The sequence below is a fragment of the Gluconobacter sp. Dm-73 genome (genome assembly GCF_018256215.1).
GTDB lineage: Bacteria > Pseudomonadota > Alphaproteobacteria > Acetobacterales > Acetobacteraceae > Gluconobacter > Gluconobacter cadivus.
On the sequence record NZ_JAERLW010000001.1, the window covers coordinates 123,517 to 136,792 of the forward strand.

18 protein-coding genes are annotated in these 13,276 nt (G+C 62.9%); 6 read left to right on the plus strand and 12 right to left on the minus strand.

Annotated features, from left to right (window positions below):
• Positions 1 to 22: 22 nt before the first annotated feature.
• The 10 genes from JK176_RS00600 to JK176_RS00645 all read right to left on the minus strand — a co-directional run bounded on the left by JK176_RS00600 (position 23) and on the right by JK176_RS00645 (position 7,998).
• Positions 23 to 1,426, minus strand: a complete 1,404-nt coding sequence (locus tag JK176_RS00600) for a lyase family protein (RefSeq protein ID WP_211585908.1) — start codon at positions 1,424 to 1,426, stop codon at positions 23 to 25.
• Between the two features lie 126 nt (positions 1,427 to 1,552).
• Positions 1,553 to 2,449 carry a DMT family transporter gene (locus JK176_RS00605; protein WP_211574008.1) on the minus strand — a complete coding sequence of 299 codons (897 nt, stop codon included), beginning with the start codon at positions 2,447 to 2,449 and terminating at the stop codon, positions 1,553 to 1,555.
• 78 nt (positions 2,450 to 2,527) lie between these two features.
• Complete coding sequence (locus JK176_RS00610) at positions 2,528 to 2,809, minus strand: hypothetical protein (RefSeq protein WP_211585909.1); 282 nt, start codon at positions 2,807 to 2,809, stop codon at positions 2,528 to 2,530.
• Entirely contained in the window at positions 2,806 to 3,546 is a 741-nt protein-coding gene (ccmI, locus tag JK176_RS00615; RefSeq protein ID WP_206033016.1) for a c-type cytochrome biogenesis protein CcmI, read from the minus strand. Before ccmI ends, JK176_RS00610 begins: the two co-directional genes overlap by 4 nt.
• Before the next feature lie 5 nt (positions 3,547 to 3,551).
• Positions 3,552 to 4,022, minus strand: coding sequence for a cytochrome c-type biogenesis protein (locus JK176_RS00620; protein WP_211585910.1), 471 nt, complete (start codon positions 4,020 to 4,022; stop codon positions 3,552 to 3,554).
• On the minus strand, positions 4,019 to 4,573 hold the full coding sequence (locus JK176_RS00625) for a DsbE family thiol:disulfide interchange protein (RefSeq protein WP_194261876.1): 555 nt from the start codon (positions 4,571 to 4,573) through the stop codon (positions 4,019 to 4,021). Before JK176_RS00625 ends, JK176_RS00620 begins: the two co-directional genes overlap by 4 nt.
• Before the next feature lie 12 nt (positions 4,574 to 4,585).
• Positions 4,586 to 6,565 carry a heme lyase CcmF/NrfE family subunit gene (locus JK176_RS00630; RefSeq protein ID WP_211585911.1) on the minus strand — a complete coding sequence of 660 codons (1,980 nt, stop codon included), beginning with the start codon at positions 6,563 to 6,565 and terminating at the stop codon, positions 4,586 to 4,588.
• A 7-nt stretch (positions 6,566 to 6,572) separates the two neighbouring features.
• Positions 6,573 to 7,076 (minus strand): cytochrome c maturation protein CcmE, encoded by a 504-nt coding sequence (ccmE, locus tag JK176_RS00635; RefSeq protein ID WP_172492861.1) that lies wholly within the window; start codon positions 7,074 to 7,076, stop codon positions 6,573 to 6,575.
• On the minus strand, positions 7,073 to 7,240 hold the full coding sequence (locus JK176_RS00640) for a hypothetical protein (RefSeq protein ID WP_211585912.1): 168 nt from the start codon (positions 7,238 to 7,240) through the stop codon (positions 7,073 to 7,075). Before JK176_RS00640 ends, ccmE begins: the two co-directional genes overlap by 4 nt.
• Positions 7,237 to 7,998 carry a heme ABC transporter permease gene (locus JK176_RS00645; RefSeq protein ID WP_099285589.1) on the minus strand — a complete coding sequence of 254 codons (762 nt, stop codon included), beginning with the start codon at positions 7,996 to 7,998 and terminating at the stop codon, positions 7,237 to 7,239. The genes JK176_RS00640 and JK176_RS00645 overlap by 4 nt, the downstream gene beginning before the upstream one ends.
• A 212-nt stretch (positions 7,999 to 8,210) precedes the next feature.
• Between JK176_RS00645 and JK176_RS00650 the strand changes: the two genes are divergently transcribed.
• Entirely contained in the window at positions 8,211 to 8,627 is a 417-nt protein-coding gene (locus tag JK176_RS00650) for an EVE domain-containing protein (RefSeq protein ID WP_211585913.1), read from the plus strand.
• 12 nt (positions 8,628 to 8,639) lie between these two features.
• Here the strand turns inward: JK176_RS00650 and JK176_RS00655 are convergent, their stop codons facing one another.
• A complete protein-coding gene (locus JK176_RS00655; protein WP_211585914.1) occupies positions 8,640 to 9,158 on the minus strand; it encodes a hypothetical protein in 519 nt (172 codons plus the stop codon).
• A gap of 154 nt (positions 9,159 to 9,312) precedes the next feature.
• Here JK176_RS00655 and JK176_RS00660 point away from each other — a divergent pair, with 154 nt between their 5' ends.
• A complete protein-coding gene (locus JK176_RS00660; RefSeq protein ID WP_194261880.1) occupies positions 9,313 to 10,152 on the plus strand; it encodes an EcsC family protein in 840 nt (279 codons plus the stop codon).
• 11 nt (positions 10,153 to 10,163) lie between these two features.
• Here the strand turns inward: JK176_RS00660 and JK176_RS00665 are convergent, their stop codons facing one another.
• Positions 10,164 to 10,382 carry a hypothetical protein gene (locus tag JK176_RS00665; RefSeq protein ID WP_194261960.1) on the minus strand — a complete coding sequence of 73 codons (219 nt, stop codon included), beginning with the start codon at positions 10,380 to 10,382 and terminating at the stop codon, positions 10,164 to 10,166.
• Between the two features lie 130 nt (positions 10,383 to 10,512).
• On the opposite strand from JK176_RS00665, the gene aat reads away from it, so the two are divergent.
• The 4 genes from aat (at position 10,513) to JK176_RS00685 (ending at position 13,266) form a co-directional block, all read left to right on the plus strand.
• On the plus strand, positions 10,513 to 11,190 hold the full coding sequence (gene aat, locus JK176_RS00670) for a leucyl/phenylalanyl-tRNA--protein transferase (RefSeq protein ID WP_211585915.1): 678 nt from the start codon (positions 10,513 to 10,515) through the stop codon (positions 11,188 to 11,190).
• Positions 11,187 to 12,107 (plus strand): hypothetical protein, encoded by a 921-nt coding sequence (locus JK176_RS00675; protein ID WP_211585916.1) that lies wholly within the window; start codon positions 11,187 to 11,189, stop codon positions 12,105 to 12,107. Before aat ends, JK176_RS00675 begins: the two co-directional genes overlap by 4 nt.
• A gap of 8 nt (positions 12,108 to 12,115) precedes the next feature.
• Entirely contained in the window at positions 12,116 to 12,712 is a 597-nt protein-coding gene (locus JK176_RS00680; RefSeq protein ID WP_211585917.1) for a hypothetical protein, read from the plus strand.
• A 164-nt stretch (positions 12,713 to 12,876) separates the two neighbouring features.
• A complete protein-coding gene (locus JK176_RS00685; RefSeq protein WP_099285587.1) occupies positions 12,877 to 13,266 on the plus strand; it encodes a hypothetical protein in 390 nt (129 codons plus the stop codon).
• The last annotated feature ends 10 nt before the right edge of the window (positions 13,267 to 13,276 follow it).

The window sequence follows — 13,276 nt, forward strand, 5'->3', positions numbered from 1 at the left end:
GCGGTCTGATGCGGGTGTTCGGTCAGGCTTTGGGGGCTATGATGTTCGGACGCAGCATGAGGCGCGGGTCGGCGACGCGGTCATACTCTTCGGATGTCATGAAGCCCAGTTCCAGCGCGGCCTCACGCGGGCTCAGATCCTTTTCCATAGCGTGATGCGCGACCTGTGCGGCGCGGTCATAACCGATGGCCGGGGAGAGGGCCGTGACGAGAACCAGCGAACGCTCCAGATCCTGTTTCAGCTTCTCGGTATTGGCTTTCGTGCCTTCGACGAGGAAGCGGCGAAAGTTTTCCGAGCCGTCATGCAGAAGGGTGATGCCCTGCATGATGTTATGGATCATGAGCGGCTTGTAGACATTCATGTCCAGCATACCCGCAGCCCCGCCGAGGCCCACCGCGACATCATTGCTCATGACCTGAAGGGCGAGCATGGCCAGCGCCTCAGCCTGCGTCGGATTGATCTTGCCCGGCATGATCGACGATCCCGGCTCGTTCTCCGGCAGGTGCAGTTCGCCCAGACCCGCGCGCGGGCCGCAGGCGAGCAGGCGGATGTCGTTGGCGATCTTGAACAGGCTGCCCGCCGTTGTGCGGAGCGCACCCGACAGATGCACCAGCGCATCATGCGCGCCCTGAAGCGCGAACTTGTTTTCGCCAGCTGTGAAGCCAAGTCCGGTCAGGCGGGCAATTTCGGCGCAGGCGCGGAGGTCGAAGCCTTCATCCGTGCTGACACCGGTGCCGAGGGCCGTGCCGCCGAGGGCGAGGGAGAACAGACCGTCGCGGGCCTGCTCCAGACGGGCGATGTTGTCCGTCAGCATCCCGGCATAGCCATGCCATTCCTGACCCAGCGTGATGGGGACGGCATCCTGAAGATGCGTGCGGCCAACCTTGACCAGATCGCGCCATTCTTCGGCCTTGGCAGCCATGGCGTCACGCAGCCGCGTCAGGGCCGGGATCAGACGACGATGCGTGCCGAGAACGGCCGCGATGTGCATGGCGGTCGGGAAGTTGCAGTTGGTGGACTGCGACATGTTGACGTGATCGTTCGGATGCAGCGGCGTCTTGCTGCCGAGCGGATGGCCGGTGATCTGGCAGCCACGGTTCGCGATCACTTCATTGACGTTCATGTTGAACTGCGTGCCCGAACCCGTCATCCAGACATGGAGCGGGAACATCCGGTCATGCTCGCCCCTGATGATCTCGTCACAAACGGTCTGGATCAGATCCGCCCGGTTCTGCGACAGGCGACCGCTGGCGGCATTGGCCGTCGCGCAGGCACGCTTCATGATCGCATAGGCTTCGATCATTTCATGCGGCATCAGTTCGCGGCCGATGCTGAAATATTTTAAGGAGCGCTGGGTCTGTGCGCCCCACAGCACATCGTCAGCGACGTCGATCGGGCCCATGCCATCGGTTTCGGTGCGGCTCATTGTCTGTTTTCGGCTTTCCTGCGGGTGATCGGGCTCATTTCACGGGGGAAATTATCGCACAATCGCCGCAGGACAAAGGAACCGAGCCATAGAAAATCCGGATGCCGTCACAGCAAGAAAACGACTTCAGGATTCTACGATCTGGGCTACCGGATGACGGCCATAGGTATTGGTCAGGATCACACCGGCCATGACGACCGCGCCGCCGATCAGGGTGCGTAGGGACGGGACTTCGCCGGTGAGGAAATAGGCCAGAACCATCGTTACGGGCGGCAGAAGATAGAGCAGCGCCGCACCGCGCGAGGCACCGAGATGGCCGATGACGAACCCCCAGGCGGCATAACCGAACGCCGCCGGGAAAATGCCAAGTTCCAGCACGGCGGCCTGTCCCTGCCATGAGGCATGGGAGAAGCTCGTGAGGCCCTGAGGTAGCCAGGGGGTCAGGAAAATCGCACCCGAAATCAGGACATAGGCGATTGTCGGCAGGGCACCGTAGCGGCGGATCAAGCCTTTCTGGAGGATCGTGTAGAACGCCGCGCAGACGGCCGCGCCGAACACCAGCGTGGCGCCGGAGCCAAAGGAGAGACCGCCGCTTTGCCCCTTGGCGATCATGGCGACGCCGCTGAAGCTCAGAATCGATCCGGCCCAGCCCCAACGGGACATACGCTCGCCGAGGAACACCATGGCCAGAAGCCCCGCCATCAGCGGGGCCGCACTGATGAGAAGGCTGGCCGCTCCGGACGAGACGGTCATTTCTCCGCAGTTGAACAGGATATTGTAGAGCATGATCCCGATCATGCCGCAGGCGAGGATCTGCGGAATATCGGCGGTCAGCGGGCGTGTGGGGCGTTTCCACCAAAGCCAGAGAGCCGCCATGACGGCCGCGACGGCATAACGCAATGCCGCCAGCGGCACGGGTGCAAAATCATGCAGGGCAATTCGGACGACGGGATAGGCGCTCGCCCAGGAGAGGATGGCCACGGCGACGAAAAAGGGCAGGGAACGTCCGGAAGATTGGGTCATTCCTGTTTATTAGCAGGAATGTTTCGGGAGCGGGAAGAGTTGCAAAAGTGGGATAAGCGCGTCGCTCATCCCAACCTGTTATTGCAGCCAGCGATCGCCACTGAAACGGTTGTGGGAAAAGAGAAAACCGGCCACCAGACCGATGGCGGCGAACATGATGGTCCACAGCGAGATCGGTAGAATCAGGGTGGAAACCGCCGAGAGCAGGACCATTCCGGCAAAGGCGCAGACGGTGGATTCAAGAAGTCGCGGGCCGTAATGACGTTCAGCACCGCAATGTGGGCATTTCTCCGAGGTCGGGCGCATGGGTTTGCGACAGACGGGGCACAGCGCGATGGCGTTGGCTTCGGGTTTTCTCACTGACCGTTATTCTCCTGATGTTCGCCAACCGCAATACGGGCTTCCACGGCCATACGCCAGGGCGCATCAGCCGGTGCCGCTGCCAGGGCACGGCGATAGAGGTCAAGGCTTTCGCCAGAGATGTGGCTGCCGTTACGACTTTCAAGCTCGGCGAGGCGAATGGCCAGCTCGGGCTCGAAATGGGCGTCGAGAGCGGCTTTCCAGTCCCGGATCGCATCTTCCGTCAGACCGGATTTGGCTTCGACCTGCCCCAACATGAAGTGTCCGGTCGCATAAGTCGAGGATGTCGCAGGGATCGTAGCGACTTCAGCCTGAAGTTTATGGATCATTTCCAGACCCTTCGCATCCGGCCCTGTCTGACGCTCGCTCAGCGGCTGTGGCGGGAGGGAGGGGTGGCCGTTAACGATATAGAGGGCAAATGCCAGGACCGGGATGCCGAGTCCGACCGCCAGAACGGGAAGAACCCGGCGGCGCTTGGCCGGTTCGGCCGAAAGATCCTCGACAGCGGCTTCGCCATCCGTGGCCAGCAGACGGCGCTGAACTTCAAGGCGCGCGGCCTGATATTCTTCATCATTGATGAGGGCGAGGGCGTGATCGCGTTCCAGATCCCCAAGCTGTCCGCGATAGAGCGTGAGGGCGGAGTCGCGGGCGTTGACGCGCCGACGAAGGGTTCGCAGGCCCAGAAAGGCGGGACACAGGGCCACCGCAGCGATAATCAGGATTCCCAACCAGAACAAACAGTTTACTCCCGGCCCGAAAGGGCATCCAGACGCGCGCGCTCGTCATCCGTGAGCGGCGCAGGCGTGGCGACGACGCGGCGTCTGGCCGTCCGCCATGCAATGACAAGTCCGGCCACCAGCGCGAGCGCCGGCATCAGCCAGAGCAGGGCGGTAGACCATGAAAACTGTGGGGCCAGACGGATGAATTCGCCGTAGCGTTCGGTCATCCAGTCCATGATTTGCTGATCGCTTTTGCCTGCCGCGACCTGTTCGCGGACGACCTTGCGCAGATCACGGGCGAGGGGCGCGCTGCTATCCTCGATGCTCTCGTTCTGACAGACGAGGCAGCGCAGATGCGCGCCGAGGGCTTCGGCCCGTTTTTCCTGAGCCGGGTTGGGCAGCATTTCGGCGGGATCGTCCACGGCAAGGGCTACGCCGCCGCCGATCAGACCGACCGCGAGCAGCAGGGCCGGAAAGCGTCTGGAAGCCTTCATAATCCGGCCAGCCTCGGGCGGATTTCCGCCTCGTAGATCTGCGGGTCGAGGGCGGCGCTGCCATGCCAGATGATGCGCCCTCCCGGTGCGACCAGAAAGCTCTCGGGCACGCCGGTTACGCCCCAGTCGATGGCCACGCGGCCATGCCGGTCGGAGGCGACGCGGGCGTAAGGCGAGCCGTCGCGTTGGATGAAGGCGCTGGCGTTTTCGGGCTTGTCCTCATAGGCGATGCCCCAGATCGGCATGTTGCGCGAGATGGCGCGCAGGCCGGGCATTTCCGCCACGCAGGGAATGCACCATGAGGCGAAGAAATTGACCAGAACCGGTCGGTGCTGGGCTTTGAGCTCCGCATCTGTGAAGCCGTCGCCAAGACCGGGGAGGCCGGGCATGGCGAAGGTCGGGATGGGTTTGCCGACATTGGGGTTCTTGATCGCACGTGGGTCGAAGGCGCCGCTGCGCATGTCGCTCAGCATCCGCCAGAACCCGATGCCGAGGACGCCCGCGCCAATGATGGGCACGGCGGTGAGGATGCCGCGTCGTGTTACGCTCATATCCGTTTCTCCTCAGGCGCGGGCCATGTTGCGGGCGGCGGCACGCTTGGGCGCGCCGATCCGCATCCGGCGGTCAGACAGTGAGAATGCGCCGCCAATCGCCATGACCAGTCCCCCCAGCCACATCCAGGGCGCGAGCGGATTGCGGTGCAGGCGCAGGACATAGGTCGTGTCCTTGCCTGTACCGTGACGGTCACCCACCACACCGTACAGATCGGTGATGAAATTGGTGTGGATCGCAACTTCGGTTGTGGTCTGGCTCTGCGTTGTGAAGTCGCGTTTTTCAGGATGCAGGATGGTCACGAGCTTGCCGTTGCGACGGATGGCGATGTCGGCCTGCATGGCCTTGTAGTTCGGGCCGATATAGTCATGCACGTCCAGAAGCGTCCAGTCGTCCCCGGCCAGAGAGCGCGTTTCGCCGATATGGACTTCAACGATGGCGTGCTCGGCCTGAGACATGCCGCACAGGCCGAGAATGGTGATGCCTGCGCCGATATGGGCGAGTGCCGCCCCCCAGCTTGAACGCGGCAGGTTCTTCATGCGCTCCCACACGCCCTGCGCGGACGTATGGCCAATGCCGATCCGGCGCAGCACGTCGGAAACGGACGCCGCGATGACCCAGACCGCCAGCGTACCGCAGGCGATGGGCAGGATGCCGGAAAGCTTCCAGAAGCACAGGACCAGCCCGATCGCAGCAATGCCAGCCGCGGCATAGAGATGCGAGAACGTCCGGGCGAGCTGCGCGCGCTTCCACGGCAGGGCCGTGCCGACGCCCATGGCCAGCAGGAGCGGCAGGGTCAGCGGGATCGTTGCGGCGTCGAAGAACGGCTTGCCGACGGAAATGGTGCGCCCGGCCAGAAGCTGCATGAAGGGTGGGTACATCGTGCCCGTCACGACGACGGCGCAGATCGAGCACAGCAGGATGTTGTTCAGGACCAGAGAGCCCTCACGCGAAACCGGAGAAAACAGGCCGGTCGAGGTCAGGGAAGGCGCGCGCCATGCGAATAGAGCGAGCGAGCCGCCGATGACGATGGCGAGCAGGGCCAGAATGAACACGCCGCGGGCGGGATCGTTGGCGAAGGCGTGGACCGAGTTCAGGATGCCCGAGCGGACGAGAAACGTGCCCGACAGAGAAAACGAGAACGTCGCGATGGCGAGCAGGACCGTCCAGATTTTCAGGCCTTCGCGCTTTTCTACGACGATGGCGGAATGCACGAGGGCCGTACCCGTCAGCCACGGAATGAGGGAGGCGTTTTCCACCGGGTCCCAGAACCAGTAGCCGCCCCAGCCCAGCACATAATAGGACCACCAAGAACCCAGCGCGATGCCGCAGGTCAGGAAGCACCAGGCCGCCACGGCCCATGGGCGGACCCAGCGGCCCCACGCGGCATCGACACGTCCTTCGATCAGGGCGGCGACAGCGAAGGCGAAGGGGACGGCGAAACCGACATAGCCGGTGTAGAGAATGGGCGGGTGGAAGGCGAGGCCGGGGTCCTGAAGGAGCGGGTTCATGCCCTGACCGTCCATCGGCGCGGGGAAAACGCGCTCAAACGGATCGGACGTCAGGAGGCAGAACATCTGGAACCCGGCGGAGACGCCGCCGAGAATGGCCAGAACGCGCCCGCGCAGGATGTCCGGCAGGTTACGGCCGAACAGGGACACCGCACCACCGCAGACGGCGAGGATCAGCGTCCAGAGCAGGACCGAGCCTTCATGGTTTCCCCAGACGCCCGTAATTTTATACAGCAGCGGCTTGGAGACAGCGGAGTTTGCCGCGACGTTCTGGACCGAGAAATCGTCGCTGACGGCGCACATCACGAGGCACAGGAACGAGTAGCCCAGCGCAAGCAACTGCGAGACCGCGAGATAGGGTGCAAGCCCTACGAGGCGCGCGTCACGGCGGTTGGCGCCCCAGAGTGGGACGGCGAACTGCACGAGGGCGAGTACACAGGCGAGGGCCAGGGCGAAATGGCCCTGTTCTGGTCCGAACATCAGGCGATCAGCCCCCTGCTTTCTTTGCGGTCATGGTGTCCCAGCTTGAGGCATCCGGCGCTTTGCCGAAGCGCGGATCCCATTTGCCGGTGCGTTTGAGTTCGTCCGCGACTTCCTTGGGCATGTAGGTCTCGTCATGCTTGGCGAGGACTTCGCTGGCGGTGAAGCCGCCATCCTTCTGCACGGTGCCGAGGGCGACGACGCTCTGTCCTTCGCGGAACAGGTCGGGGAGGATGCCGGTGTAATGGACCTCGACCGCGGCTTGTCCGTCCGTCACCTGAAAGGCGTTCACGGGTGTGCCGTTTTCGTTGATGCGGTGCAGGCTGCCGGCCATGACCATGCCGCCGAGGCGGATGGTGCGATCGGGTGAGGGCGGATTGGCCTTTACCTGCGAAGGGGCCATGAAGAACACGATGTTGGACGAGAACGCCCGCAGCGTCAGGGCAGCGGCGGAACCGACACAGGCCAGACAGGCGATGACGATCCAGAGACGACGGGTCTTGCGGGTCATGAGGCTGACCTTTCACGGCGGCGGGCATGGCTTTCGACGGCGGCCAGACGGGCCTTGGACTTCCGAAGGCGCAGAGCGGCACCAACACCGAGGACAAGGGAGCAGCCCAGCGTCAGGGCATAGGAGGCCGCGATATAGGGCCAGTGATTCGGGAGATGCATCATGCTGCTTGACTGTCCCTGCGATCGAGACGCGAACGGGCCATCATCTGGCGCGCACGGCTTTCATGGATGGCGGCGCTGAGCCGGGTGAAAATGACGGCCGCAACACCGAGCGTAAAGCCGATCGTGCAGATCAGCAGCGGCCAGAGCATCATCATGGACATGGTGGGTGCGCCGGTCAGGGTGATGCTGTCGGGCTGGTGCAGGGTGTTCCACCACTGGACACTGAACTTGATGATCGGAAGGTCGATGACACCGGCCAGAGCGAGGATCGCGGCGGCGCGCTGGCCGCGGGCGGGTTCGTCAAAGGCGCGGATCAGGGCAATATGGCCGAGATACAGGAAGAACAGCACCAGCATGGATGTCAGGCGCGCGTCCCAGACCCACCATGTGCCCCACATTGGCTCACCCCAGAGCGAGCCGGTAATCAGGCACAAAGCGGCGGCGCAGGCGCCGACGGGTCCGATTTCTATGGCGGCCAGATCGGCCAGCGGATGGCGCCAGACCAGCGAAAGCACGCCGCAGGTTGCAAGCCCGAGGTAGCAGGACGATGCCAGCCACGCCATTGGGACATGCACATACATAATGCGGACGGTGTCGCCCTGCTGCCAGTCGGCCGGGGCGATGAAGAGACCCCAGATCACACCGACCACGAGAAACACGATTGCGCCACCGGTCAGCCAAGGCAGCAGGGTGCGCGCCAGACGCAGGAACTGCCCCGGATTGGCATAGCGATGGAGCAGGTTGGGGGTAGGGCGCACTGGGACACGGACCTCGGCAGAGTGGCAACGCGGCGATGGGTTCCCCGCGACAGGTTCCCCATTGAAATAGTCCGAAGCAATCATATTCGGAAGAGGCGCGTTGTCCCATTGTTCCGATCACTGTTATCACGTTTCACGGAATTGAGCGCAAAATGCCCCAAGGGCGGCTTTTGGGGCGTCCCTTGGGGCAGCCTTTGTGGCGGGAGTGAGAGATGGCTTTCTGGCTGGTGAAATCGGAACCCGAGGCGTTCTCATGGGCGCAGCAGGTGCATAATAATGTCGAGCCGTGGACCGGCGTACGCAACTATCAGGCGCGCAACAATCTTGCGGCGATGAAAAACGGCGATCTGGCGTTTTTCTACCATTCCGTTAGCGAAAAACGGATTGTGGGCGTGGTGGAAGTCGTACGGGAGGCCTATCCGGACCCGACTGCGGAAGATCCGCGCTGGGTCTGTGTGGATGTGAAGGCGATGGGGGCTTTTGGCCGTCCCGTGAGCCTTGCCGAGATCAAGGCCGATCCGGCTCTGGCGGAGATGGCGCTGCTCAAACAGTCCAGATTGTCTGTAGCGCCGGTGACGGAGGAGGAGTTCCGACACCTGACGCAGATCGGGGACTGGGTGCGCCCCTGAAGACCGTATTTCTTAGTGAATGGGAGAGGCGTCGCCGTTCACGAGGATGTTCGTCTGGCCATTGACCGGATGACCGGCATAGCTCGTCGGTGAGTCTTCGTCTTCATAAGGCGACTGCACGGGGGCGTTGAACTTCACCGGCATACCAAACAGCGTGAAATGGGACGGTAGGTTGTTGGGGCCGTTGGTTTTCTGCTGCGCGTTCGGGCCGGGCATGCCGACCGGCAGATGCGTCCGGACCCGGTCGCTGTAGCTGGCGAGGGCGGTTTCCGAGTCTTCCACTTCCGTATAGCCATGCGGCGGGGGCGGGGCGCCTTCATCGGGGAGGGCTGCCGTCTGGGCCGGGGTCAGGGGTTTTGCGGGCGCGCCGACGATCTGACCGGAGGTTGGGACCATCTGCGGCAGATTGGCCGTGCCGTGAGCGGCATGGTGGTGGCTGTGACTCGGGGCGGCAAAAGCTGGAGAAACCGCCGGAACGAGGAGGGTGGCTGTCAGCGGGGCCGACAGGATCAAGCGCGATAATGCGGTCATTGGTGTAATTCTCCTCACCCCGACGGTGCTCGTCCGGATAGTTGGCCCGGGTAGTCTTCTGGCGCCGATATCCCCATGATGGTGCCATGTTAGGATATGAAACCTGCTATCCGGTAAACGGTTTCGGGTCTTACGAACAGGAGTTTTGATCGTCATGACCTCAGTGAATGACACGCAGCTTCCGACCAGCAATTTCGCCTCGACGGCGCTGGACGGGGATTCCCTTGCACAGCTTCAGTCCGTTCTTGAAAAGGTGGAGCAGGGCCGTGGAGTTCTCGTGCGTCTGGCCGACCTGATGGGCGGCGCGGTCGGACAGGCCACGCGACTCGGCATGCAGGGACTCGGACTGGCCCCGGCGGTGCAGGAAAAATTCCACAAGACGGCGGAAGCTGCCATCGAACGGGCGTTTCGTGTGGCTGTTCTGGGTATCGACAACGATGCGCCGGCCCCGCGTGATCCGATGCGTGAGAATCTGGGACAGGCCGCCGTGGCCGTCTCTGGTGCGCTGGGCGGTTTCGGGGGAATTTTCGGTCTTGCGCCGGATGTCGGCTTCACAACGCTGACCATCATGCGCGAAATCGCCCGCATTGCGCGCGAGGAAGGCGAGGATCTGCGCAACGAAGACACGCGCCGGGCCTGTCTGGAAGTTTTTGCGCTCCGCAGTTTTCCGGCGCGTCAGAGCGACGAGGAAGGCGAACTGGGTTTCTTCTCGGCGCGTGCGCTGCTGCGCGGACGGCCTATCGTGATGCTGATGGCGGAAGTGGCGTCGCATTACGGAATCGGTCTGTCGCGCAAGTTCGCGTTGCAGATGGTGCCGGTTGCGGGCGCGCTGTGTGGGGCGTCTCTCAACACGGCGTTTCTGGCGCATTACCGCGCGCTGGCACGGGCCCATTTCACGATCCGTCGTCTGGAACGCACGCATGGGCTGGCCGTTAAGGAGGCTGCTGCCGATCTGCGGGCCGGTGGGATGGGTACGTCTGAGACATTTTCCTGAGCTCAGGAGTCTCAGGCTTCCGTTGCTCCTTCTGTGGTCAGGGACGCTTCGGTCATCGTCGCAGGTTCGACGTTTTTGCGCATCGTCCACAGATCCACGAGCGCGGAGATAACCAGACAGGCCGCGCTGATTTTGGCCAGAACCATCAACAGGCCGTGTATTTCGGGCATCAGCAGGCGCAGGGCGCCAAGTATGACGAGGATGATGGCGTAAATGAAAGCAAGCGGCACTGGCGGTCTCCCTGATGGCAGGCCACCTTTATCATGGTCGTTGTCTCCACGGCCATGATTTCGCACGACAGGATCCATCCATGTGCTCTGCGGCGCCTCAGTTCAGGAAACGGGTAGAAACTGTGTCGTCATGGATGAGATAACGCCGGACCTTCTGCTTCAGGCTTATGCCTCGGGGATTTTTCCCATGGCTCCGGATGCGGAAAGCGCGGAACTGACATGGTATCTGCCGGAAGAGCGCGGGATCATGCCGCTGGACGGGATGCATGTTCCCAAAAAGCTCATGCGCCTCGTGATGTCGGGCAGGATGATGGTGACGGCGGATCGGGCATTCGATGACGTCATGCTGGCCTGTGCTGAAGCGGCTCCCGGGCGGGAGACGACATGGATCAGCGGGCGTATCCGCAGTCTTTATGGTGACCTGCACCGTCAGGGAAACGCCCATTCCATTGAAGTCTGGGACGGCGAGGCTGTGGTGGGTGGCCTGTATGGCGTGTCCCTGCGGGGGGCTTTTTTCGGCGAGAGCATGTTTTCGCGGGAACGTGATGCTTCTAAGGTGGCGCTGGTCCATCTTGTCGCAGGGCTGCGACAGGGGCGATACACGCTGCTGGATACGCAATACACCACGCCGCATCTGACGGGGCTGGGTGGGGTCGGCATTCCAGCGGAGGATTATCAGTCCCTGCTTCATCAGGCGCTGACCGTGCGTGCGGTCTGGCCTGACGATTTCAGCCTTCAGGCCCTGCGTGAATCCATTGCGTCCCTGCGCGCGCTTCCCGGGCGCGTGCCTGTCGGAGATCCGCCATGACTGTTTTTACACGTCCTGTTTTTCTGAGCGCCGCGCCGATCGGGCTGCTGGTGGCCGGTTTGTCTGTGATGACACCGGCTCATGCGGACGATCATCCCCGCCTGACGCCGACGCGGGATGTGACGGTCGTGTATGAGCTTTCCACGCTGTCGAGTGCGACGAAAGGTCATCCCGAGAGTGTCAAAGTCGCGTTCTCGGGCGCGGGCGATCTGCTGCGGATCGATTCGCAGGATGGCAACGGAGTGACGATCCTTGATCGCCCGGCGCAGCAGGTCACGCTCGTGATGATGAAGCAGCAGCTCTATACGCGCCTTCATCCAAGCCATGGTCTGCACAATCCGTTCATGCTTGATCTGGACATGCAGTATAAGGCTGCTGGTCATGACACCGTGGCGGGGGTGGCCTGCGATCGCTGGACCATCCAGAGCAGCCACGGCACGGCCACCGCCTGTGTGACGCCGGATGGCGTCATTCTGGCGGAAAACGGCGTGGATGCGGACGGTGTGGAAGGCTCCATCAAGGCGCTTTCGGTATCCTATCAGGACATCCCGTCCTCCACGTTCGAGCCGCCGGCAGGATTTCATATGCTGGAGCCGAAAATGCGTCCCGCGCATCAGAGCCAGGCAGGGAGTGCGACGCCATCGCCGGTGCCGGAAGCCTCGGGCACAGAGATGAAGACGACGACGCATGAGGCCGCGACGCCTGACGTGTCAGATTCTGACGCGCCCGTCATCGGGGACAGGGATGCGCCCGCGCCAGCCACGACAACGCCGGGTGGGCATACGGCACTGCTGCCGGGCCAGAGCGCTCAGCCCGATACGACGCAGCCCTCCGTTTCGAATGATTCTTCAGGAGATGGTTCCGTATCTGCGCCGGATCAGCCGCCGAGTGGCCCGGCCGACGGAAACCACAAATGAGAACGAGGATGCTGCGTGCAGCCGGAATGACGGCCTGTCTGTTGATGGGGACTGTGGGCGGATTTTCCGCAAAGGCGGATGTTCCTGCAACTCCCGCGCCGCTTCAGGCACAGGCTCCGCTCGTGACGCCGCTGCATGATGCCGATATCGATTATGTTCTGACGGGCCCGGCCGGACAGCATCTGCATCAGCGGATGCGCTGGACGTCCACGTCGTGGCGGCAGCGGATCGAGCCCGAAGGGTCAGCAACGGTCATGCTGACGGATTACCGCACCCATATTCTGATGGTGCTGGATGGGACCAAGCGCACGGCGACGGTCATGCCAGCGCCGGGCGGTAGTTTCGCGGCGCCCGGAACGCCCGCAGCAGGATCATGGCGCCAAATGGGTCAGGGCCGGATCGCTGGGGAAGCCTGTACGATCTGGGAAAGTGCCGACACTGACCGTCATCCGACCACCTTCTGTTACACGGAGGACGGGTTGATGCTGGGGGCGGTGCATGACGGAAAGCCGGTCGTGGAAGCGGTCTCGGTCAGTCGTTCTCCGCAGCCCCTCGATGTTTTTGACCCGCCGCCGGGTTATCACCGGGTCGAGTCGCCGCACTGAGGGGCGCTTTCTGAGGCTGGACGGTTGTCTGTTACAATTTGTCCGGCTCCTGCCATGATTGGTGCCTCTTGCTGCCATTTTCAGCGGGCATAATCTTTCTCATGGACGGAAGAGCCTGTTTTAACCGGCTTTTCTGCTCCGCGTGTTTCGAGGAGAAAGATGCCATGCGTCGCATCACACGTGCAGTTCTTATGGCCGCTCCGCTGCTGATCGGTTCCGCAATCGTCCCGAATGCCATCGTGCCGCAGGCACAGGCTCACTGGCATGGGGGCGGGCCGGGCTATGGTCCGGGTTACGGTCGCGGGTATGGATATGGCGGGCCTCCGGGCGGTGGGCGCGGTGGCTGGCATCATGACCATTCCGGCGCCATCGTCGGCGGCATTCTAGGTGGTTTGGCTCTTGGAGCCGTAGGCGGCGCGCTGCTGGCCCAACCTTATGGTCCGCCGCCCCCTCCGCCGCCGCAGGTCGTGTATGCTCCCCCGCCGGTCGTCTATGCGCCGCCGCCACGGGTTGTTTACGGACCGCCGCCCGTTGTGATGTATCCGGGATACTGATCCCGGAATA

What these genes read in the sequence shown, in the direction of transcription:
- JK176_RS00620 (WP_211585910.1), bottom strand. Translation starts at nt 4,022, where the DNA reads ATGAAGGCTTCCAGACGCTTTCCGGCCCTGCTGCTCGCGGTCGGTCTG.
- JK176_RS00660 (WP_194261880.1), top strand. Translation starts at nt 9,313, where the DNA reads ATGACCTCAGTGAATGACACGCAGCTTCCGACCAGCAATTTCGCCTCG.
- aat (WP_211585915.1), top strand. Translation starts at nt 10,513, where the DNA reads ATGGATGAGATAACGCCGGACCTTCTGCTTCAGGCTTATGCCTCGGGG.
- JK176_RS00600 (WP_211585908.1), bottom strand. Translation starts at nt 1,426, where the DNA reads ATGAGCCGCACCGAAACCGATGGCATGGGCCCGATCGACGTCGCTGAC.
- JK176_RS00685 (WP_099285587.1), top strand. Translation starts at nt 12,877, where the DNA reads ATGCGTCGCATCACACGTGCAGTTCTTATGGCCGCTCCGCTGCTGATC.
- JK176_RS00640 (WP_211585912.1), bottom strand. Translation starts at nt 7,240, where the DNA reads ATGATGCATCTCCCGAATCACTGGCCCTATATCGCGGCCTCCTATGCC.
- JK176_RS00675 (WP_211585916.1), top strand. Translation starts at nt 11,187, where the DNA reads ATGACTGTTTTTACACGTCCTGTTTTTCTGAGCGCCGCGCCGATCGGG.
- JK176_RS00680 (WP_211585917.1), top strand. Translation starts at nt 12,116, where the DNA reads ATGCTGCGTGCAGCCGGAATGACGGCCTGTCTGTTGATGGGGACTGTG.
- JK176_RS00650 (WP_211585913.1), top strand. Translation starts at nt 8,211, where the DNA reads ATGGCTTTCTGGCTGGTGAAATCGGAACCCGAGGCGTTCTCATGGGCG.
- ccmE (WP_172492861.1), bottom strand. Translation starts at nt 7,076, where the DNA reads ATGACCCGCAAGACCCGTCGTCTCTGGATCGTCATCGCCTGTCTGGCC.
- JK176_RS00655 (WP_211585914.1), bottom strand. Translation starts at nt 9,158, where the DNA reads ATGACCGCATTATCGCGCTTGATCCTGTCGGCCCCGCTGACAGCCACC.
- JK176_RS00630 (WP_211585911.1), bottom strand. Translation starts at nt 6,565, where the DNA reads ATGTTCGGACCAGAACAGGGCCATTTCGCCCTGGCCCTCGCCTGTGTA.
- JK176_RS00605 (WP_211574008.1), bottom strand. Translation starts at nt 2,449, where the DNA reads ATGACCCAATCTTCCGGACGTTCCCTGCCCTTTTTCGTCGCCGTGGCC.
- JK176_RS00625 (WP_194261876.1), bottom strand. Translation starts at nt 4,573, where the DNA reads ATGAGCGTAACACGACGCGGCATCCTCACCGCCGTGCCCATCATTGGC.